The organism is Bacillus sp. AFS018417 (assembly GCF_002560985.1).
Lineage (GTDB): Bacteria > Bacillota > Bacilli > Bacillales > Bacillaceae_G > Bacillus_A > Bacillus_A rhizoplanae.
This window is the reverse complement of the sequence record NZ_NTTM01000058.1, coordinates 23,950-44,439: the sequence shown is the minus strand read 5'-3', so window position 1 is coordinate 44,439 and position 20,490 is coordinate 23,950. Positions and strand designations below refer to the sequence as shown.

General features: G+C 34.8%; 24 protein-coding genes and 1 pseudogene. 17 read left to right on the top strand and 8 right to left on the bottom strand.

All coding sequences use genetic code 11. From position 1 onward, the window contains the following. Positions 1-50 precede the first annotated feature (50 nt). Positions 51-380 (top strand): chaperone CsaA, encoded by a 330-nt coding sequence (gene csaA / locus CN326_RS20700; RefSeq protein WP_098310862.1) that lies wholly within the window; start codon positions 51-53, stop codon positions 378-380. Positions 381-771: 391 nt separating this feature from the next. Here the strand turns inward: csaA and CN326_RS20690 are convergent, their stop codons facing one another. Beyond that, positions 772-1,062, bottom strand: coding sequence for a hypothetical protein (locus tag CN326_RS20690; RefSeq protein ID WP_098310860.1), 291 nt, complete (start codon positions 1,060-1,062; stop codon positions 772-774). Between the two features lie 89 nt (positions 1,063-1,151). Here CN326_RS20690 and spoIIP (CN326_RS20685) point away from each other — a divergent pair, with 89 nt between their 5' ends. From spoIIP (CN326_RS20685) to spoIIP (CN326_RS20665), 5 genes are all read left to right on the top strand, one after another. Then, positions 1,152-2,306 (top strand): stage II sporulation protein P, encoded by a 1,155-nt coding sequence (gene spoIIP, locus CN326_RS20685; RefSeq protein ID WP_098310859.1) that lies wholly within the window; start codon positions 1,152-1,154, stop codon positions 2,304-2,306. Between the two features lie 451 nt (positions 2,307-2,757). Further along, complete coding sequence (locus CN326_RS20680; RefSeq protein ID WP_098310858.1) at positions 2,758-3,492, top strand: M15 family metallopeptidase; 735 nt, start codon at positions 2,758-2,760, stop codon at positions 3,490-3,492. Between the two features lie 804 nt (positions 3,493-4,296). Then, positions 4,297-4,728, top strand: coding sequence for an NfeD family protein (locus CN326_RS20675; protein WP_098310857.1), 432 nt, complete (start codon positions 4,297-4,299; stop codon positions 4,726-4,728). Further along, positions 4,728-5,687: an SPFH domain-containing protein gene (locus CN326_RS20670; protein WP_098310856.1), complete on the top strand. Its 960-nt coding sequence runs from the start codon at positions 4,728-4,730 to the stop codon at positions 5,685-5,687. The genes CN326_RS20675 and CN326_RS20670 overlap by 1 nt, the downstream gene beginning before the upstream one ends. Positions 5,688-5,908: 221 nt before the next feature. Continuing rightward, positions 5,909-7,054, top strand: coding sequence for a stage II sporulation protein P (gene spoIIP, locus CN326_RS20665; RefSeq protein ID WP_255258174.1), 1,146 nt, complete (start codon positions 5,909-5,911; stop codon positions 7,052-7,054). A gap of 232 nt (positions 7,055-7,286) precedes the next feature. Here spoIIP (CN326_RS20665) and CN326_RS20660 read toward each other — a convergent pair whose 3' ends face one another. Further along, the gene (locus CN326_RS20660) at positions 7,287-7,748 is read right to left on the bottom strand and encodes a DinB family protein (protein ID WP_098310854.1); all 462 of its coding nucleotides are present in this window, start codon (positions 7,746-7,748) and stop codon (positions 7,287-7,289) included. A gap of 166 nt (positions 7,749-7,914) precedes the next feature. Between CN326_RS20660 and alr the strand changes: the two genes are divergently transcribed. Then, positions 7,915-9,090, top strand: a complete 1,176-nt coding sequence (gene alr / locus CN326_RS20655; protein ID WP_098310853.1) for an alanine racemase — start codon at positions 7,915-7,917, stop codon at positions 9,088-9,090. Positions 9,091-9,148: 58 nt separating this feature from the next. Here the strand turns inward: alr and CN326_RS20650 are convergent, their stop codons facing one another. From CN326_RS20650 to CN326_RS20640, 3 genes are read right to left on the bottom strand one after another with little or no spacing between them, the layout of a single operon-like run. Further along, entirely contained in the window at positions 9,149-10,021 is an 873-nt protein-coding gene (locus tag CN326_RS20650; protein WP_098310852.1) for a GNAT family N-acetyltransferase, read from the bottom strand. Positions 10,022-10,025: 4 nt separating this feature from the next. Beyond that, on the bottom strand, positions 10,026-10,460 hold the full coding sequence (locus tag CN326_RS20645) for a GNAT family N-acetyltransferase (RefSeq protein ID WP_098310851.1): 435 nt from the start codon (positions 10,458-10,460) through the stop codon (positions 10,026-10,028). Between the two features lie 36 nt (positions 10,461-10,496). Then, on the bottom strand, positions 10,497-11,345 hold the full coding sequence (locus tag CN326_RS20640) for a phosphotransferase (protein WP_098310850.1): 849 nt from the start codon (positions 11,343-11,345) through the stop codon (positions 10,497-10,499). Positions 11,346-11,554: 209 nt separating this feature from the next. Here CN326_RS20640 and CN326_RS20635 point away from each other — a divergent pair, with 209 nt between their 5' ends. The 3 genes from CN326_RS20635 to CN326_RS20625 all read left to right on the top strand — a co-directional run bounded on the left by CN326_RS20635 (position 11,555) and on the right by CN326_RS20625 (position 14,200). Beyond that, on the top strand, positions 11,555-11,920 hold the full coding sequence (locus CN326_RS20635; protein ID WP_098310849.1) for an ArsR/SmtB family transcription factor: 366 nt from the start codon (positions 11,555-11,557) through the stop codon (positions 11,918-11,920). Then, positions 11,910-12,350: a DNA mismatch repair protein gene (locus CN326_RS20630; protein ID WP_098310848.1), complete on the top strand. Its 441-nt coding sequence runs from the start codon at positions 11,910-11,912 to the stop codon at positions 12,348-12,350. The genes CN326_RS20635 and CN326_RS20630 overlap by 11 nt, the downstream gene beginning before the upstream one ends. Positions 12,351-12,457: 107 nt before the next feature. Continuing rightward, entirely contained in the window at positions 12,458-14,200 is a 1,743-nt protein-coding gene (locus CN326_RS20625; protein ID WP_098310847.1) for a SulP family inorganic anion transporter, read from the top strand. Between the two features lie 147 nt (positions 14,201-14,347). On the opposite strand, the gene pdxR is transcribed toward CN326_RS20625, so the two are convergent. Next, positions 14,348-15,742: a MocR-like pyridoxine biosynthesis transcription factor PdxR gene (pdxR, locus tag CN326_RS20620; RefSeq protein ID WP_098310846.1), complete on the bottom strand. Its 1,395-nt coding sequence runs from the start codon at positions 15,740-15,742 to the stop codon at positions 14,348-14,350. 129 nt (positions 15,743-15,871) lie between these two features. Between pdxR and CN326_RS20615 the strand changes: the two genes are divergently transcribed. Continuing rightward, entirely contained in the window at positions 15,872-16,303 is a 432-nt protein-coding gene (locus CN326_RS20615) for a GNAT family N-acetyltransferase (RefSeq protein WP_098310845.1), read from the top strand. Positions 16,304-16,598: 295 nt separating this feature from the next. Here CN326_RS20615 and CN326_RS25465 read toward each other — a convergent pair. Beyond that, positions 16,599-16,802 (bottom strand): annotated as a pseudogene (locus CN326_RS25465) (GNAT family N-acetyltransferase); the annotation flags it as partial. Positions 16,803-16,828: 26 nt separating this feature from the next. Further along, positions 16,829-17,203 (bottom strand): hypothetical protein, encoded by a 375-nt coding sequence (locus CN326_RS20605; protein ID WP_098310844.1) that lies wholly within the window; start codon positions 17,201-17,203, stop codon positions 16,829-16,831. 231 nt (positions 17,204-17,434) lie between these two features. On the opposite strand from CN326_RS20605, the gene CN326_RS20600 reads away from it, so the two are divergent. The 6 genes from CN326_RS20600 to CN326_RS20575 all read left to right on the top strand — a co-directional run bounded on the left by CN326_RS20600 (position 17,435) and on the right by CN326_RS20575 (position 20,459). Next, complete coding sequence (locus CN326_RS20600) at positions 17,435-18,001, top strand: GNAT family N-acetyltransferase (RefSeq protein WP_098310843.1); 567 nt, start codon at positions 17,435-17,437, stop codon at positions 17,999-18,001. Beyond that, a complete protein-coding gene (locus CN326_RS20595; protein WP_098310842.1) occupies positions 17,971-18,558 on the top strand; it encodes a 2'-5' RNA ligase family protein in 588 nt (195 codons plus the stop codon). The genes CN326_RS20600 and CN326_RS20595 overlap by 31 nt, the downstream gene beginning before the upstream one ends. Next, positions 18,555-19,040, top strand: a complete 486-nt coding sequence (locus CN326_RS20590) for a GNAT family N-acetyltransferase (protein ID WP_098310841.1) — start codon at positions 18,555-18,557, stop codon at positions 19,038-19,040. The genes CN326_RS20595 and CN326_RS20590 overlap by 4 nt, the downstream gene beginning before the upstream one ends. 22 nt (positions 19,041-19,062) lie before the next feature. Beyond that, entirely contained in the window at positions 19,063-19,506 is a 444-nt protein-coding gene (locus CN326_RS20585) for a GNAT family N-acetyltransferase (RefSeq protein WP_098310840.1), read from the top strand. Positions 19,507-19,605: 99 nt separating this feature from the next. Further along, on the top strand, positions 19,606-20,157 hold the full coding sequence (locus CN326_RS20580) for a GNAT family N-acetyltransferase (RefSeq protein WP_255258173.1): 552 nt from the start codon (positions 19,606-19,608) through the stop codon (positions 20,155-20,157). Positions 20,158-20,168: 11 nt separating this feature from the next. Then, entirely contained in the window at positions 20,169-20,459 is a 291-nt protein-coding gene (locus CN326_RS20575) for an antibiotic biosynthesis monooxygenase family protein (protein WP_098310838.1), read from the top strand. Positions 20,460-20,490: the final 31 nt, after the last annotated feature.

The window sequence follows — 20,490 nt, the reverse complement described above, 5'->3', positions numbered from 1 at the left end:
GGGTCTTACTGCCCGTTAATACGGGATAAATGGCAAGGAGGAATATAAAAATGGCTACTTTTGAAGATTTTATGAAATTAGATATTCGTATTGGGACGATTTATCGAGCAGAAGTATTTCCTGAAGCTCGAGTACCCGCTATTAAGCTAGAGATTGATTTTGGTGAACTTGGAATGAAACAGTCAAGCGCGCAAATCACGAAACGATATACGCCGGAAGAACTTATTGGAAAGCAAGTTGTTGCAGTTGTTAATTTTCCGCCAAAACGAGTGGCCGGATTTAAATCTGAAGTACTTGTACTTGGCGGCGTTCCTGAAAAAGGTGATGTTATTTTATTAGAGCCAGGTATGGAGGTTCCCAATGGAACAGCAATTGGCTAAAAGTATGAGAAAAAATGGACATGTATAAGCATCTCAAAAGGAAAATCTAATCAGTTTCTTTAGAAGTAACGTTCAATGTACCAATAAGAAAAGAAACGGTAAAAGATTGGAAGAAAGCAAAGCATACTAAGCCAAAATACAGAAGGGTCTGTCAGAAGTAAAATGAAACCAATACAAAGTGTGTAAGAAGAAAGAAATTTGCCAAACAGTGTGTTTAAGGGAAGGAATTTGGACAAAGGAAAGCGTAGTTCGTGTAATTCTTGTTCAAAACAGCAACCATGATAAGTGAGGATTTGAAAAAACAAAGCAACTGTAACGAGATCACGCTTACGATAAATGCACTTTTTACATTTATAGCAACGTATATAATTTTTCATCATAGCACCTTCCTTTAATTTCTTATGCTTGAAATGAGTTTATACAGTATTAGATATAAAAAATATATACCGATATACGCACCAGTAAGAAGAAATAAAGGGTTTAATAATATACGATGAATGGTTGTCATAAAAACAGTCTGCTGAAGTAATACATCGTATACAGTAAATGCAATAATGGTTCCAAATCCATATAAACAAACATACGCAAATATATCTAACCAAATGCGAATACGTGGATGTACCGCAAGTAAAACAAATAAACAAGATAATATAATAGGAAATAATCCAATCATCAGTTTCAATTCTTTTCACCTCAATGCCAATATTGCCAAATTGCATTTGGTCTATTCTCTATAGCTTGTACATATGTTTATAGGGAGAGGGTGATCTAATGAGTCGAAGCTATTTTTATGTGAAACGGACAAGTCTTACAAAATTTATTTTTCTATTTTTAATAGGAATAATGGCTGCTTTTTTGTTTGTTAGTATGATCGTAACATCATTAAAAGAAACAAAATCAACGTATTTATATAAATGGTTAAATGACCTTTCTATGAATGGATATATGTATGTGCTTGGTTCAGAAAATCGTTACTTTACACAAGAATATCGTCATTTAAATGCAGATTTTTCTATCTCTTCTTTTCTTTTATCTGCAATGACAAATATCCGCTTTGATGACGTTCGTAGTTTAATTGGAACAGAACTTCCAGGTTTTTCAAAATATGACACGGAAATTGTGATTGCTGGAGAAGGAACAAACTATACAAATTTGCCTATTGAATCGAGCGTACCTCTAGAAGAGCTTGTAAAAGAGAGGACAGGAGAACAAGGAAATCCTCAAAAAACAGATTCAAATAAAGAGAAACCGAAGCCAGCACAAACGACGGGAAATCGGCAAGTAGTATTTATTTATCATACACATAGTTGGGAGTCATATTTGCCATTATTAAATTTAACGAATGACCCGGATCCAAATAAAGCCACCAGTGCAACAACAAATATTTCTTTGTTTGGAAACAGACTTCGTGAGCAATTTGAAAGTCATGGGATTGGAGCAGTAAATGATACAACGGACGTGGGGAAAAAACTAATTAGTAAAGGGTTAAACAGTAATAGCTCTTATAAAATGTCTCGTGAGATTGTTCAAGAAGCTATGACCAGCGATAGACAGCTTCAATATTTTTTTGATTTGCATAGAGATAGTGCAAGGAAAGATGTAACGACGAAACAGATTGGTGATAAATCATATGCAAAGTTGGCATTTGTTATTGGGAAAGGAAATAAAAATTATGCAAAAAACTTACAATTGGCAACAGCGCTGCATGAATCATTAAACGAAAAGTATCCTGGATTGAGCCGAGGAGTAGTTCAAAAAGGTTTTAGTTCAGGAAATGGGGTATATAATCAAGACTTATCCGGTCAAGCGATTCTAATTGAAGTAGGCGGTGTTGATAATTCGGAAGAAGAACTCAATCGTAGTATTGATGCGCTTGCAGAAGCGTTTAGTGAGTACTATTGGAAAGCGGAGAAAGTGAATGGTTAAGCGTAAGCAAACGTTGCTTACGCTCTTTGTTTTGTATCGAAATTTGTCTCTTTATCTTATGAAAAAGGAAAAGGGATTTAGAAAAATAGTAGCGAATGTTCATTTATCCCGCATTAACGGGCAGTAAGCCCCCCACCTTAAGATTGAGAGAAAAGCAAAGAAGATAGGTGGGGGATGAAAAAACCCCCCACTGATGGAAGTTTCACTTTATAAAATGGCTCTTGCAAATAATTTTATTATGTAAACAATGTAACCGTAATGAGTAGGTAAATTGCAGTATAAGAAGCAAACGCATCTCTGAAATTTTGAAATAAGTTGGAGCGAATGGTTTAAACGGATGAGAGAATGGGGAAAAATATATGGTATGTGATGTTTAGAATTAACTGTTATTGAGCGTAACGGAAGTTGATGAGTATTGTATAGAAAAATTATTAGAATAAAAGGATGTTATATGAAGAGAAAATGGATGTTGTTTAGTGTAGCGATTGTCATTGGAGTGATTGCAATGCTGCAATATATAGAGCATAAGGAAAAACAATCGATAGAAGCGCAAGGAAACGTTGTTTTTCCAAAGGTACAAGAAACAATTGCAAAAATTGAAGGCGGGCTTGCGGTTGTTAACAATCCAGATTCAACTCTTGTCCTTGTGAATAAGAAAAGGCGTTTGCCAGATTTGTATGAACCGCAAGATTTGGTAATACCAAAAGTTCGTTTTCTATATGAAGGCGATAATGAAAAAAAGAAAATGCGTAAAGAAGCTGCTACAGCATTAGAACGCATGTTTCAACAAGCGAATAGTGAAAAAATCTCTTTATTTGCTGTTTCTGCATTTCGTTCATTTGAACGGCAAAAAGCATTGAATACGATGTATAAAAAACAAGATGGGGAAGCAAAAACAGCGATGTCTAGTGCAGTACCTGGTACAAGTGAACATCAAACAGGGTTAGCGATCGACATTACATCACAATCTGCAAATTTTCAATTAGAACCTTTATTTGGAGACACGAAGGAAGGAAAATGGCTTGCTGAAAATGCCCATAAATTTGGTTTTATTATCCGTTATGAAAAAGAAAAAGAAGCGATAACAGGATATACGTATGAACCGTGGCATGTGCGTTATGTTGGAAATCCATACGCGACGTATTTATATGAAAATCAGTTCACTTTAGAAGAAGTTATAAAGTGAACTTTCTATCAGTGGGGTTTTTCTTCATCGTGCACTTATCTTCTTTGTTTTCTCAAAATCTTGAGGTGGGAGTTTTACTGCTCACAAGTAGCAAAATAAAGTAATGATGATGGAGGAGAGAATGGTGGAATGACGATGTTATATAAGAAAAAAGTATATGCGTAAACAAGAAAGCGATGTTTCTATTTAAGAAACATCGCTTTCTCACTGTTACGTATACGTAAGTGGTAAACATCATAGTGTAAACAACAGTGAGATGTATATATGACTGAATTAGCTAAATACGTAGGAAATGTTTGCTTAGATAATGTAATGGTTTCTTATCTAAGTTATTTATCATATCTGGCGAGAAGACCCCCACCTCAAGCGCGAAGCGGTAGGTGGGGGTAGTTCAATTCATGATCTCATTTGTGAAAAAATATTTTTTGTCATTTTTTGAGAGGATTTGTCATGTGTAATAAAGAATATATTAATATATCGTTTTAGTATATTCTTCATCTAATAGATGTGATACTACATACTTTCTAGTAATAGTAAGATTTTATTATTTGTGAATGGGCGCCTCAGCTTTTTAGTGGTTATTCGATACAACGTGATAAAGTGAAACTTCCATCAGCGGAGGGGATTCATCCCCCCACTGATGGAAAGCTCTCACCAATCGGGCTTTTACGGGCGGTTATCCCCCACCTATCTTCTTCACTTCCCTCAATCTTGAGGTGGGGGTCTTACTGCCCGCGAATAGCGGGATAAAGTTTTCTTTCTCTCATATACATATAAAAAATAGAATGGAAGCGAGGGTTGCACATGGCAGGATGGGTGATTTGGTTTGTCATTGCCGGACTTTTATTTATTGCAGAGATGCTGACTGTTACATTTTACTTATTATGGCTTGGAATAGGTGCAGTGGTCGGAGGTCTAATTGCGCTATTTGTACCAAATTCTTTGCTACTTCAAGTTGTAATAGCATCTATTGTCAGTCTTGTTTTGACAATCTTTACAAAACGTATTTCCAAGAATTTTCGGGAGGCAAAAGGGTATACAGATGCAGTTGATCAACTTGTTGGTAAAAAAGGTATAATAGTGCAAACGATTACAAATGAAGCGAATGGCATTGTGAAAATAGATGGAGATATGTGGACTGCTGTTTCAGATGAACCAATTTTAGATGGAGAAAGCGTTATTGTTGTAAAGAGGAGCAGCACAGTTGTGCATGTGAAAAGGGAGTGTGAACTATAATGGTTGGTTTAATATTATCAATTATTTTAGCATTGATTGTTATTGTATTTATCGTATTAACAATTAAAATTATTCCGCAGCAAAAAGTAGGTGTTATAGAGCGCTTAGGTAAATTCCAGCGTGTGATGCACCCGGGTTTAAATATGATTATCCCGGTTATTGATCGTGTACGTCTTTATCATGATTTACGTATCCAACAAACAAATGTACCACCACAAACAGTAATTACAAAAGATAACGTACAAGTTGAGATTGATACGATTATTTTCTATCAAATTGTTGACCCAGAGCTGGCGACATATGGTATTTCAAATTATGAATTTGGGGTTCGTAATGTTACATCTGCAACAATGCGGCAAATCATCGGGAAAATGGAGCTTGATGAAACGTTATCTGGTCGTGAAAAAATTTCAACAGAAATTCGTTTAGCACTTGATGAGGCGACAGAAAAATGGGGCGTTCGTATTGAACGTGTTGAAGTTGTAGATATTATTCCACCTAAAGACATACAAGTAGCGATGGAAAAACAAATGAAGGCAGAACGAAATAAACGTGCAATTATTCTCGAAGCAGAAGCAGCAAAACAGGATAAAGTACTTCGCGCGGAAGGGGAGAAACAAAGTAAAATCCTAATGGCTGAAGGTGATAAAGAAGCGCGTATTCGAGAGGCGGAAGGTTTACGACAAGCGAAAGAACTAGAAGCGCAAGGGGAAGCAAAAGCAATTGAAGAAATTGCGAAAGCAGAACAAAAACGTATTCAAATGCTGCGTCAAGCAGGACTTGATGAGCGTGTTCTTGCATACCAGTCATTTGAATCATTAACTGAGATTGCAAAAGGACCAGCAAACAAAGTGTTCCTTCCATCAAATGCCGTTGAAACATTAGGAAGCTTAGGAGCAATTGGAGAGCTGTTTAAAGAGAAACAGCTGCCTTCTATAGATACGAAAAAAGAACAATAGAAACGAGGAAGAGAAATGGTTGCCATTTCTCTTTTTTTTTGAAGATATATTTGAAGTTGAAGATGTGAGGAGTAGATATATAAAATGAAGCTGAAAATATATATACGAATTAAATAGTAGGTGTATATATTCAAGCTTCAAAACGTGCAGGACATAGTAGTGTAATCAGAATGTATATTGTATAAAGCTTGTACATACCCATGTATAGAAAGGGTGGTACCATGAAAAAGTATTTTATACATTCTCAGTCGCATGGGAAGAAGATTATTATTTTGCTGTGTTCTTATGCATTTTTTATTTTAGTTGCTGCATCTTTGGTCACAACGATGTTACATACAATGAAATCATATTATGTGAGTCAATGGTTTGGAAAAATTTCCATACAAGGATTTATGCAAATGGTTGAAATGGAAAATCATTACTTTTCTTTTGAATATTTTCAAACAAAGAAACGAGAATCAGTAGGAGCGTTATTATTTTCATTAACAACAGATATGCGTTTGCAAGATATTCGAACATTTATGGGAAAAGAAATCCCAGGAATGGCAAATTATTATTCTGACATTCTTGTAGCTGGAGAAGGAACCGATTATACAAATATACCAAATGAATCAAGTGTACCGATAGAAGAAATTACGAAAGAGCGTGAAGTGGCTAAAGAAAAAGTTCAGGAAGCAGAAAAGAATAATCCTGTTCAAAAGAAAGGAAATGCTATAGAGGGAAAAAATGCCGTATTTATTTATCATACGCATAGTTGGGAATCGTTTTTACCGTTATTACCTGGAGCAAAAATTCCAGATGAAGCATCAAGTCCAGATGTAAATGTTTCACTCCTTGGTACGAGATTAAAACAGCAATTAGAAGGACAAGGAATTCCGGCTGTACATGACAAGACAAATATGGGAGACTTATTAGCGCAGAAAAAGATGAAGTGGTATCAGGCTTATAAAGCATCGCATGGATATGTAAAAGAAGCGTTAGCTCAAAATAAGCAAATTGTATTTCCGATTGATATTCACCGAGATGATCAGCGTAAGAATGTTACAACAAAAGTGATTAATGGAAAGTCATACGCAAGACTTTATTTCATTATCGGGATGGAAAATGAAGGACGAGAAGAAAATATGAAAATCGCAAACGAAATTAATTCATATTTGGATAAACATTATTATGGACTCAGCCGAGGAATTTTCAAAAAGGACAAAAGTAAAGGAGATGGTACATATAATCAAGATTTATCTTCCAATGCTCTACTTGTAGAAGTTGGTGGTGTTGATAATACGCTAGAAGAATTGTATAACTCTATTGATGTACTAGCAGAAGCGTTTAGCAGGTATTATTGGGATGCGGAGAAAGTGAATTATTAATGAGAAATAAGAGCAATAGAAAGGGACGGAAAACCGTTCCTTTTCTATTTCCTGAAGACAAATGATAGTTGTACTTTATCCCGCATTAACGAGCTCAAGATTGAGAGAGAAGCGAAGAAGATAGGTGGGGGATGAAAAAAACACTGATGGAAGTTTCACTTTATCAACAGCAGCTACTTGTATGAACATGATTGGCTGCTGTTTTTTGTTGAAATGCAAATGCAGTTTGTTTTCATTCGAATAAAGGAATTAATGGGTCTTTCACATGTTCTGTCAATAAAGTATGTAGCTGTCCGCGATGATGATAAAAATGAGCAACAATTTCAAGTAACCATTCAAAACGAGAATAAGAAACGCCCCAGTAGGAATGTGTGATTTCTTCAAGCTCTGCTATGGAGTATGCTTGAAATGTTTTAGCAAGAAGTTGAAAACCTTCTTTCATTGTCTGTTGAACTTCTGCAAGTGTATGAGGTGTATGTTGTGAGTAAAATTTATTTAGTTCTTCTTTTGATGCTTCATTTAAAATAAGAAGATCGGCATAACAAATAAGAGATAAATGTGTATAAATTTCAAAGAGGGATCGCTTGTTTTTGATAGGGCGATGTTGTAATTCATCGTAAGTAAATTGTTCTAACATCTGTATTGTAGAATCAATCCCAAATTTTAGTTGGTGTAGCGTGGCTTGAACAAACATTGTATTTCTCCTCACATCCGTTTATAATAGTGTCTTAAGAGTATTTTATCATATTCAAAATTCTGAAGATTCTTGTAGTTTGACGAAAAAAATGAAAAGTATTATATTGTTAAAGGTCCTATTGAACGATAAATAGAATGGAATTATTGAGTTAGGAGTTAGAATAATGATTTCAAGATATGGAAGAAATACAATTGTTGAAATTAATTTAGATGCTGTAAAACATAATGTAAGAGAATTTAAAAAACGTGTAAACGATGAAAATATTGCAATGATGGCAGCAGTAAAGGCAAATGGATACGGGCATGGTGCGATTGAAATTGCAAAAGCAGCGATTGAAGCTGGAGTAAGTCATTTTGCAGTTGCTTTTATAGATGAGGGAATTGAGCTCCGTGAAGCAGGAATTACTGCACCAATTTTAATTTTAGGTTATACGCCGGAAGAAGCTGTAGCAGATGCAATTGAATACGATATTATGATTACGGTATATCGGACTGAAGATTTAATAAATATTGACCGCATAGCGGAACGTGTTCAAAAGAAGGCACGTATTCAAATTAAAATTGATACAGGTATGAGTAGAATTGGCTTACAAGAAGAAGAAGTGGTACCATTTCTACAGAAATTGAAAGAAATGAAACATGTGAAAGTAGAAGGAATGTTTACACATTACTCGACTGCTGATGAAGTAGATAAAACATATACGTTGATGCAAAAAGATTTATTTGGGAAGGCTGTAAATACTGCAAAAAGTATGGGGATTCATTTGCCTCTTATTCATAGTTCCAATAGCGCAGGAACAATGGAGTTAGATAACGAATTTCAAAACATGGTTCGTGTCGGGATAGGGGTATATGGAATGTATCCTTCAAAAGAAGTGGACCATAAAGCAGTTTCACTTCAATCAATTTTAACGTTAAAGTCAAAAGTAGCTCATGTGAAACACGCGAAAAAAGGAAGAGGCGTAAGTTACGGAAATACGTATGTTGCAACAGGTGATGAGTGGATTGCTACGATTCCAATCGGGTATGCAGATGGGTTTAGCCGTCAATTATCAAGTAAAGGCTATGCGTTAATCAATGGCGTGAGAGTACCTATTATCGGTCGTGTTTGTATGGATCAACTTATGCTTGATGTAACAAAAGCGATGCCTGTACATGTTGGAGATGAGGTTGTCTTCTATGGTAAGCAAGGTAATGAAGAGATTACAGTAGAAGAGATTGCTGATACGTTAGGGACAATTAACTATGAAGTAACGTGCATGTTAGATCGAAGAATTCCACGTGTATACAAAGAAGATGGTAAAATCGTTGGTATTGTAAATCCATTAAGAAGAAAGTAAAAAAGAAGAATGTTATGCATTCTTCTTTTTTATGTAAATGAAAACGGTTACTTCCGGACTATTTGTTAATTAAATCATAGTAATGATAGCTCGCAGTAATTTCAAAACCACAGTGCTTATAAAGTTGCAAAGCATTCTCATTTTTTGTCTCTACCTCTAGTGTAATGTTTCTTTTTCCTTCTTTTAATAATCGCTGTACAGTAGTTTGTAACATGTTTGTTCCAATTCCTCTTCCTTGATAAGAAGGATTTACAGCAAAGCCAGAGATAGATGTGACCTCTTCTTCATGAGAAACGGTTATCGTTCCTACTACTTCCTGATTGAAAAGAGCCATATAAAGCTGACGGTTAGGTGCTGATATTGTCTTATGTAACCATGTTATATTATCTTGTAAGGAATCGTTAAATGCTTTACTTGCAATTTTAGCGATATTCGGCAATTCCTCAGTAGTAGCTGGTACAAGGTGAATTGTATTTTTTATATTTATAAAAGATGTTGAATCTCGTTTAAATCGCATAGAGTATTCACTAAACAAAATTTGTAATCCAAAAGATTTAGCAAAGGCGTTTCCACTTGTAGAAGTAGCATTTACGATGAATAATAGGTCATTGATGTTACGATTTTTTATTTCGTCAAAAGCTGCATCTAGAAGGTTACTACATATTTTTTGCCTTCGAAATGAAGGATGAACCATTCCTATTAATTCAAGTTTAGTAGGTCTTTCAAATTCGTACATACTTACAAAACCAACTAATTTGTCGTCTTGGTAATAAAGAAAATCATTCACCTGAGCTTCATTTCTTGTTTGGAGTACATCTACATATAAAGAAGGTTTATACTCCAGTCCATCATTACGTTCACAGTATGTTGTAAAATCGATGATTTGTTGTATGTCTTCTGAGGTTAATATATTCTTTTTTTTAATCGTCAAAGAATCACTCTCCATTTGATACTATTAATCTTTTCTGTAAGTAATAGTGTGTATGTCCTTTCGGGAAATCTTCTATAACACCATATACTTCATAGCCATGTTTTTTATAAAATTCCGGTGCTTGAAAGCTAAATGTATCAAGTTTAATAAGATTACAATCGTTTTCTTTCGCTATTCGTTCGGCTTCTAATAGGAGTTTACTGCCATAGCCTTTATGGTGCAGACTATCACTGACCCATAAAATATTGACGTGTAAGCATTGCCAAAATATGACCCCTGTTAAGCCAGCTACTATTTCTTCATTATCATTTTTTAGTGTTAAACAGATATCTTTAACAAGTGATTTCTCACTACCTGAAACTTGCGAATGATTGAATGCGATTAATTGTTTTCTAATATAATCGCTGTCCTCTTGACTCCATTCGTTTTGAATTTGCATAGTGTATTCTCCCCCTTATATTGTGTTATTTGATAATTAAAAGAAAGATGGGTGTTTCATCCACTCGTCTAGGTCCACACTTCCTTGAACAGACAGTAAACGATATAAATATCGATATGGTTCTCTGCATTGTGTCAAGCTTGGAAGAGGGGAGATAGTCTCATAGCCTTTTCGAAATGCTGTAGCTTCAGTTTCTGTAAATAAATATTCTAATCCAATGAAATCGAATTCTCGCGGTGCAATAGCGTAAGCTTCTGTATCTACAAGTCCGGTAATTTTTTGACCATCTGTTAAAAATTGTGTTGGGTCCATGTCGATAAGAACGAATGATGCTTCTTCTGGGGAAGGAAGAGATGCAGTTTGAGAAATAAATTTTTTAAACCTGTTACGAATTTTTTGATTATGTGAGTGAAATCGCTCTATAAGTTCTGTGCTAGTTTGTATCACATGTTGATGAAAGCTATGTAATGGAATTTGATGTGTTCTAGATGGATTACCGACATAGTTTGTTTTGTATTGATGAATTTCAGCTAATCCTTTTCCAAAGTTATGTAGTAAAGAGTCAGGCTGATTGAAGAAGGATTGCAGCATTTTTCCTTCTAGTTTTTCAACGACAATGTACTCTCGATCTAGAACATACTTGCGTAACACTTTAGGAATAGGGAGAGTTGTATAATGCCTGAGTGTATGATTGACCATTTCTAGATTATGAACAGATCGTGGATCAATTCCTAATAGTTGGTTACATCCCCACCAAAAATCATTATTTGGTTCTTCCTCTAATTTAGAAGAGCGAACAATGACTTCTTCATCTTTTGTTTTTACTAACCATACATTACTTGCATGGTCTTCGTAGCCAGGATGTAATTCTTCTATGTGTAAAATAGGGACATTTTAGGTGGATAAGTGACGGCAACAGAATCAAAAAAGTGCTGTAAANNTTTACAGCACTTTTTTGATTTTTTGTTAACGTTTTGAAATTTGTATTGATAATTGAAAGTTCTAGAAGTATCATATACATATTCAAACATTTGAAGATGTATATGATACTTCTAGGTTATTTAAAATCAACAATAAGTAATGGAGGTGTTTTAATGGGAGGGGAAATGCAACAATTTAAGGCTGATTTCTTTAAAGCTTTATCACATCCCTTGCGAATTCGTATTCTCGAATTGCTGTCAGAGGGGGAAAAAAGTGTAAATGAAATTCAAAGCATTCTTAATAAGGAAGGCTCCGCGGTTTCTCAACAGTTAAGTGTGTTACGTGCAAAAAATATTGTTGTTGGTACCAAAGATGGAAAACGAGTTTTATATTCTCTTCGAGATCCTATGATTATGAATTTATTGGAAGTTGCACGGAAAATTTTTAATAACCATTTGATTGATACGATTTCAATGTTAGAAGAACTAGACGAAACAGACGGTGAAACGGTAGCCAAGGAGGAACAGATTGAGTATTGAAATTAAGAAAGAAGCTATTATCCAACATGGAATTGAAATACTTCGCTCAATAGGAGCTCATCACGTATGCAATGTTTGTATTAAAAGTGGGAATTCCTGTTGTTTTTCATGCCAACATTTACAAGATGGAGTTGGATGTCAAGAAAGGAATACAGCCTGTACAGCTTGGTTGTGTGGGATTCAAAGTTTTTTATTTGATCAAATAGGATTACGGGATGAATGGAATCGTTTTTGGAGCGAAATTCCGGGTCAGATGTTTCGTAGAGACAGTACGCCAAAGAAGGTATCGATTACATCACTTATAGATACGCAGAAGCTAGATAGTCGCAGTGGAGAACTTCTAGCAGAAAGGTTGAAAACCTACGTACAAGAAGGTGGAGATATAGGTAAATTAGAACGTCATTTGAACAAAACGTATAGTAAATATTAGGTTCACGTTCTCTTTAGAAAAAGATAAAATTTGCAATTTGAATTTATTAAAAAAGTTATTCTTTCAGAAAAAGCAAGATTTATTAAGAATAGAAAAGAAGGGTTTATATGAAAGGATTATTTACAGGAAGATTTGAAGGATACTCATTGAGACAGTTTCAAAAGGATCTTCTTTCAGGAACAATTGTCGCAGTTGTTGCGATTCCACTTGCCATGTCTTTTGCTATCGCTTCTGGGGTTAAACCAGAGTATGGGATTTATACAACGTGTATTGCTGGGATCCTCACTTCGCTATTTGGTGGTTCGAAGTATCAAATTGGAGGACCGACAGGTGCTTTTGTTCCGATTCTTTTAGGCATTGTAATTACTTATGGATATGAAAATTTACTACTGGCTGGTTTATTAGCTGGAATTCTCTTATGCCTTATGGGGATTTTTAAACTGGGATCTTTAATTAAGTTTATTCCACGTCCTGTAACAGTTGGTTTTACATCAGGTATTGCTGTTACTATTTTTACGGGACAAATTGCTGGCTTTTTGGGGCTGACAGGTATAAAAAAGCATGAGGAATTTATAGCAAATTTGAAGGAAATCTTTATCCATATTGATACCATCAATTTTTATAGTATTATAACTGCTTTGATTTGCCTTTTTGTTATATTGATAACACCAAAAATTTTACCAAAAGTTCCTGGTTCATTAGTAGGTATTGTTATTTCAACTGTAATTGCAACGGTATTTTTCTCGGGTCATGTACCTACGATCGGTACAGCATATGGTGCGATTCCGAGTACACTTCCTCAGTTCCATATTCCAGAAATCACATTGGAGCGTATAAAACAGTTAATTGGTCCTGCATTTGTTATTGCCATGTTGGGTAGTATTGAATCTCTTTTATCGGCTGTCGTGGCAGATGGTATGACAAATAGTAAGCACAACAGTAACAAAGAGCTTATCGGTCAAGGAATTGCTAATATTGTTACACCCTTATTCGGAGGAATTCCGGCAACTGGAGCGATTGCCCGGACAGCAACTAATATTAGGAGTGGAGCTACTTCTCCGATGTCAGGTATTATTCATGGGGTGCTTGTCTTATTAACGCTTCTACTGTTAGCTCCATCTGCTTCACATATTCCGCTTGCTAGTATGGCCCCCGTTTTAATGGTAGTAGCTTGGAATATGAGTGAACAAAAACATTTTGCTCACATCCTTAAAATGAAAACAGGAGATTCTCTTGTATTACTTGTAACATTTTTGTTTACTGTATTTACTAGTTTGACAACAGCTGTAGAAATCGGTCTTATTCTAGCTATTATTTTATTTACAAAACGTATGAGTAACATGCTTGTTATATCTAAAGTGCTTCCTGATCATACAAGAAAGAACGAAAAATTGCTGCCACATGTGGTGAATAAAACGCATGACTGTCCGCAAATTAGTATTTATACAATAGAAGGTCCGTTATTCTTTGGAGCTGCTCAAACGTTTGAACAAAACATTTTAGCAACTATTCATTATAAACCAAAAGTTTTAATTTTACGTATGGGAAAAGTTCCTTTTATTGATACAACAGGAGAATCCTATTTTAGGAATATTGTTCATCACTTTAAAAAACAAGGTGGAGTACTTCTTGTTTCAGGAATCCAAGCTGAGTTAAAAGCAACTTTAGATAAAAACGGATTGTATGCTGAAATTGGAGAAAAGAACTTTTTTGAACATACAGGGGAAGCTATCACTTATGCTTTAGAACATTTGGATACACAAAAATGTATAGGTTGTAAACATTTTGCTTTTCATGAATGTACCCAACTTTCTCATCAATCTCAACCAGTGAATGCATTAGATTATTAAAAAAGATATGTCAGGATATGCAAGAAAACAAGGCCCTTTTATCCTGTAGGACAATAAAGCCCTTATTTTAAGATAATAAGAAATGAAAAAGTGCTATAAACAGATAAAATATATCGTTTACAGCACTTTTTTTGTTGCTTATGTTACCTAAAACCAAGCTTTCTTTAATAATTGTATAGCACAGAGAATGTCGTTTGCTGATAACCCTCCAAACCCCATCAATACGTAAGATTCCTTCTGTAAAGCATTTTCTGCATCATATAGAGAAAGAGGATATACTTTGACACCATTTTCAGCTGCCTTATCGATAAGCTCATATTCATTCATTCCGTTATGAACATGTAATACAATATGAAGTCCAGACTGGGAACCTATGATATCGACGAGAGGGCCCATTTCTTGTTGAATTGTATGTACTAGTAAATGATGTTTCTTTTTGTATATAGTGCGAATTCGATTCAAGTGTCGATTCCAATAACCTTCTCTCATAAATGTTGCAAATGTGAGCTGTTGTATTTTTGAGACGGTTTGCTTGAAGATGATACCATCATGTTGATAAGTTTTTAGCAAAGTTTGTGGAAGAACCATATAACTCATTCGGAGTGAAGGTAAAAATGACTTAGAAAATGTTCCCATATAAATGACACGTCCATTTGTATCTAACCCTTGTAAGGAAGGGATGGGCTTTCCAGTATAACGAAATTCACCATCATAATCATCTTCTATAATATAGCTGTCATTTTCACTAGCCCATTTTAGCAGCTCCATTCGGCGAGAAAGCGGCATAATCATTCCGTATGGAAATTGATGAGAAGGTGTTATGTATACAATATTAGCACCACTTTTATGTAAAGAGGAAATATGAATCCCTTTTTCATCTAGAGAAATGGGCTGTATATGTAATCCGCAGCTTTGTATTATAGCTCTTACTCGGTGAAAACCCGGATTTTCCATTGCATACTTGTATTTATTACCAAGCAATTGTAAAAGCAGCCAAAGAAGAGGTTGTGTACCGGCCCCGATGATAATTTGTTCTGGGGTAGAATGCACACCACGTGCTTGATAGAGATAGCGAGAGATTTCATAGCGAAGCTGCCATTCACCTTGTGAGTCTTCTTTTGTAAATAAGTCATTCTCATATTCTAGGAGACAATTACTCGTTATCTTTTTCCAAGTAGACAACGGGAAGGAGTCTATATCAATGCTCCCATGACTGAAATCATAACGTAAATTTTCCTGAACAGGTTTCTCTTTATATGCAATATTTTTATTGTTTGTTGTTTGGATCATATCGTAATCTGCATCAGCAACAAATAAACCTCTTTTTTGTTTACTTTCTACATATCCTTCAGCGATTAATTGCTGATATGCACATTCAACTGTATTACGGCTTACACCAAGCTGCAAAGATAAATTGCGGTGAGATGGCAGACGACTACCAACCTCAATACTTCCTTGTAAGATTTCTTGTTTTATATAGTTATAAATTTGTATGTAAAGCGGTATCTTACTTTCTGAATCTAATGGGATGATAAGTTCCATTGTCATCTTCCTTTCAAACTGTCCCTATAAAAAAGAATAAAACTGCCACTTACAAAAGGGGCATGTGCTTTTTATAATAACAATCATAAAACATTTTGAATTTTTTATAAATAATTGGAGGGAAAGAATATGAATACATGTGTGCAAGAGGTAAAAACAAAGCAAGAATTTTGTAAGGTGTTACCAGTATTACAGCAGTTGCGGCCTACACTTTCTCAAGAAGAAGCACAGTCTCTTTTGGAAAGAATGAAACAAGAAAATTATCGCCTATTTGCTTTGTATAATAGTGAAGGAGAAGTAGTGAGTTTAGCAGGAACAGCAATTTGTACAAATTTTTATAATAAGAAACATGTCTTTATATATGATCTTGTTACAGCAGAGGCACATCGTTCAAAAGGATATGGAGAGACACTGCTGTCGTATATTGAGGGGTGGGGCAAAGAAAATAATTGTACTTGTGTCGTATTAACTTCGGCGTTTCCAAGAAAAGATGCGCATCGTTTTTATGAACGCGAAGGGTATGAAAAGGTGAGTTATTCATTTCATAAGGAAATAAAATAAAGCAGAGGATAGTCTTCTGCTTTACTTTATCCCACATTAACGGGCAGTAAGACCCCACCTCAAGATTGAGAGAGAGGCGAAGAAGATAGATGGGGATAACTGCTCGTAAAAGCTCGATTAGTGGAGGATGAAGAAAACCCCCACTGATTGAAGTTTCACTTTATACAAAGAGTTGGTTTTATGATTTTAAAGTCTTCTTTTTTCATTTGTACTACGTAAGCATCATCTGTCGTTGCTATGTGAAGGGATCCAAATTTTGTAAAACTCTTTGGCCAGAAATGTTGGTTTTTGCAATTCAATCTATCATAATTTCTCCGTTAAAATCCTCAAAGTAATATTCTAACAATAAACACATTGCTTCTTTTGTATATCCATTTCCACGATGTTTGTATTCAATTTTGATATTAAATTCTGTAGTTTTTGTATTTATGTCATATCTATCAAAGCTAATTTCTCCTATAGGGACATTATTTTTTGTATAAATTAAAGTGTAAAAGTGTTGTCCATCAGTCGGTTCAACATTTTTTAAAAACCAACTTCAATCTTATCTTTTAGTTGTTTCGAAGATAAGAAATATACGTACAAAATAACTGTTGCAATAAATAAGGCGAGAAAGAAAGCTGCAAATAAAATAGCAAATGAGTATGTATACGGTTCAAATACAGTTGGAAATAAAGGGAGTGTTCTTGTACCGCTCAGAGATATTTGTTCGAATGAAAGAGATTGTAATAAGGATAGTTCCTTTAATGTGCCGCCTACATGATTTATAAATTGAAATGGTTCAAATGAAATGCTGTTTTCTTTCATATTGATGAATAAAAACGGAGCATTGATTAAACAGAGTATAGCTATAAAAATAGCTAGTAATTGAAAGAGAATGTGAGATATCTTCCTTAGCATAAAATTACCCTAAAAAAACATATTTTTACAATATTATACAAAATAATCGATTGTTTGTTTTGATTTTTCAGAAAAAACATTATAATAAATAAAACTAGTAAATAAATATAATGTTTCTCTAGTTCATTTAGAAATAGAGAAGAGTGATTTCGTACTATCTTTGCTAGTAAAACTTATAGTGTATTGATACATAGTAATTGAAAGATGAGAAAGCATATATAGGAGGATTCTATGGAACAAACTTATTTAAAAGGTGAAAAAGTAGTTATTCGAACGATAGAAAAAGCGGATTTGTATCCGCTATGGCAAGAAGTTTATAAAGAAGAGAATCCAGAGTGGAAAAAATGGGATGCACCGTATTTTCCATTTGTTAGACAAGAGTTTACTTCTTTTCAAGAAGGTCTATGTTCTAAATTAATGAAAGATCCATATTCAAGGTTTCTTATTGAAAAAGATGGTGAAATCATAGGAATCGTAACGTATTACTGGGAGCATGAGCCTTCACGTTGGTTAGAGATTGGAATTACCATTTACAATCCAACATATTGGAATGGAGGTTATGGTACAGAAGCTTTACGTATGTACATTGACTTTCTATTCCAACATATGACGATTGGAAGGGTCGGTTTGACAACATGGTCAGGAAATAGCCGCATGATGAAAGTTGCTGAGAAGCTTGGCATGCAATTAGAAGGAAGAATGAGAAAATGCCGTTATTATAACGGAGAATATTACGATTCGATTCGGATGGGGATGATCCGTGAGGAATGGGAAGAAATGAAAATAGCGAGGAGATGAGCAGCTTGTACGCAGTTATTGTAACGTTTGATGAACTATTTGCAACATATATAAAAAAGAAGTGGGATGAATTAAGTGATTTGTCATCTTATATAAACAACATTGAAGGAATGGAACCACATATTACATTAGCAGATTATAAACAGCTTGATATCGAAATATTCAAGCAAGAGCTGCATCAGTTTTCAAAGCGTACGAATACTATTGAAAGTGAATTTTCTCATATAGGAAGTTTCCCTGTAAATGGAACGGTCTTTTATGCCCCGACGATAACAGAAAATCTAAAACAGTTTCATACAAACTATCATAAATATTTTAGTTTTTTTCAAGATAATACAGATTCCTATTATGTACCAGATAAATGGGTTCCGCATTGTACAGTGGCAAGTAGACTAACCGAAATACAGTTAGGACAAGCTTTTCAACATGTATGTGAGAGCTTTGAAGTGATGCGAGCGGTAATAAATCGTATCAAGTTAATCCAAGTTGTATATGAAGGTGGAATGTGTGTGAAGTGTAACACATTAGCAGATTATAGATTGGGGGAGTCTTTATGAATTTTGTCATCCGTGAAATGAAAGAAGAAGATATTCCAGCCGTACAACATGTGGCCAAGATTTCTTGGAACGATACATATAAAGACATTATTCCAATACCGGCACAAGAGAAGTTTTTACAGCATGCTTATTCTCATGACATGATGAGCCACCGCTTACAACATTCACACTTATTTGTAGGAGAAGTAGACGGGAAAGTTGTTGGATTTGCAAATTTTTCACCGATAAAGTATCAATGTGAAACGGAGTTAGGGGCGATTTACTTATTGCCTGAATACCAAGGAAGTGGTATGGGAACAGCGTTATTACATAAAGGAATTACAACATTAGAAGGTGTCAAGAAGATATATATTAACGTAGAATCAGAGAATAAAACAGGAAAAGCATTTTATACTGCAAAAGGATTTGCAGTGGTAGATGCGTTTGAAGAAGACTTTGATGGATATATGCTGAAAACATTAAGAATGGTATTACATGTTTAATAGGAGGGGGAAAGAGGTTCTTATGATCCAAAGAGCAACTGAAAGAGATACGGAAAAAATTTTAGCTCATGCGGCCGAGTCTTTATATGAAGGGACTATGAAAACGAGTCAATTTAGCCAAGAGAAAGTACTAGAGCTTACAGTCCCTCTTTTAAAAAAAGGAGCATTCTATCTTGTTATAAAACATGATGATATATTGAATGGATGGATATTGATTGGAAGCAATAAGGACTATTTTTCTGGAGAAGAACTAGGTTTTATTTATGAATTGTATGTGCTTCCTTCCTATCGTGGACAAGGTCTTTCGCGCCAGCTTATGAGAGCAGCAGTTGATGAACTCTATAAGCTAGGCTACTCAGAAATTCGTTTGAACGTATTTGCAGGGAATTTTGTGAAAGAGTTGTATAAAGAAATGGGATTCGTTGAGAGGCAAAGTGTTATGAGTTTAAAACGTGAGGGTATGTAATTTTGAAAGAAATATGGAATCACACTTTTAAATCTAAAAATAATGATAGGAAAGCATTTGAATGGGGATAAAGGATTATATTTGAGGAGGATATATGTATTGAAGGGGAATTTAGTAGAATTACGAGCTATTACAAAGGAAAATATGAACTCTCTTTATAAATGGCGCAATGATGATGAAGTAAGTTACTGGGCGACAGGAAATTCACCATTTTATACAAATGTTTCAATGGAACAGTTAGACCATTTTTTTGAACAAGTATGGAATTTAAATAAAAAGGATGAATGTGTGTTTGCTGTTTACACGTTAGAGGGAAAATATATCGGAATAGCAGACTATAGAGATGTAGATGCGGTGACACATAAGGCGGTAATTGGCTTAACGATAGGGGATAAAGAATATTGGGGAAAAGGGTTTGGAACAGACGCTATACAAACACTTGTAAAATATTTATTTTTAAACTTAAATATGAGAAAAATTCAACTGGATACATGGAGTGGAAATGAAAGGGCAATTCGTTCATATGAAAAGTGCGGGTTTCAAGTGGAGGGTGTTCTCCGTGAAGATGTATATGTAAATGGAAAATACTACGATACAGTGATAATGGGCTTGTTACGAGAAGAATGGGGTCGAGATGTAATAATAAGTTAGGAGATGAGATGATGATATTAGAGGCAGCAATGCTCCGAGTGAAGCTTGGAATGGAAAATGAATTTGAAAATGCTTTCCAAGAGGCTTCTAGCATTATTTCTTCTATGAAAGGTTACCAAGGTCATACGCTTCATAAATGTATAGAAACTGAAGGGAAATATCTTCTATTAGTTAACTGGGAGACGTTAGAAGATCATACGGAAGGATTTCGAAAATCAAGTGAGTATGAAGAATGGAAAAAGAGATTGCATCATTTTTATGAACCCTTTCCGATTGTAGAGCATTTTCAGTATATAGAATGAGATAGGGTTTAACCTCAATAAAAAGAAGTTG